The 974-nt window shown below is 55.1% G+C and carries 1 protein-coding gene; it reads right to left on the minus strand.

Translation table 11 applies throughout. The features are described 5' to 3' along the window. Positions 1–8 precede the first annotated feature (8 nt). On the minus strand, positions 9–974 hold a 966-nt coding region (locus BN1127_RS01395), incomplete at its 5' end, for an IS5-like element IS5 family transposase (RefSeq protein ID WP_042648216.1).

The raw sequence follows: 974 nt of genomic DNA on the forward strand, positions 1-974 counted from the left end.
CCCAGTTTTTAGTGAGATCTCTCCCACTGACGTATCATTTGGTCCGCCCGAAACAGGTTGGCCAGCGTGAATAACATCGCCAGTTGGTTATCGTTTTTCAGCAACCCCTTGTATCTGGCTTTCACGAAGCCGAACTGTCGCTTGATGATGCGAAATGGGTGCTCCACCTTGGCCCGGATGCTGGCTTTCATGTATTCGATGTTGATGGCCGTTTTGTTCTTGCGTGGATGCTGTTTCAAGGTTCTTACCTTGCCGGGGCGCTCGGCGATCAGCCAGTCCACATCCACCTCGGCCAGCTCCTCGCGCTGTGGCGCCCCTTGGTAGCCGGCATCGGCTGAGACAAATTGCTCCTCTCCATGCAGCAGATTACCCAGCTGATTGAGGTCATGCTCGTTGGCCGCGGTGGTGACTAGGCTGTGGGTCAGGCCACTCTTGGCATCGACACCAATGTGGGCCTTCATGCCAAAGTGCCACTGATTGCCTTTCTTGGTCTGATGCATCTCCGGATCGCGTTGCTGCTCTTTGTTCTTGGTCGAGCTGGGTGCCTCAATGATGGTGGCATCGACCAAGGTGCCTTGAGTCATCATGACGCCTGCTTCGGCCAGCCAGCGATTGATGGTCTTGAACAATTGGCGGGCCAGTTGATGCTGCTCCAGCAGGTGGCGGAAATTCATGATGGTGGTGCGGTCCGGCAAGGCGCTATCCAGGGATAACCGGGCAAACAGACGCATGGAGGCGATTTCGTACAGAGCATCTTCCATCGCGCCATCGCTCAGGTTGTACCAATGCTGCATGCAGTGAATGCGTAGCATGGTTTCCAGCGGATAAGGTCGCCGGCCATTACCAGCCTTGGGGTAAAACGGCTCGATGACTTCCACCATGTTTTGCCATGGCAGAATCTGCTCCATGCGGGACAAGAAAATCTCTTTTCTGGTCTGACGGCGCTTACTGCTGAATTCACTGTCGGCGAAGGT

It is taken from the genome of Aeromonas media (assembly GCF_000819985.1).
GTDB classification, from domain to species: domain Bacteria; phylum Pseudomonadota; class Gammaproteobacteria; order Enterobacterales; family Aeromonadaceae; genus Aeromonas; species Aeromonas media.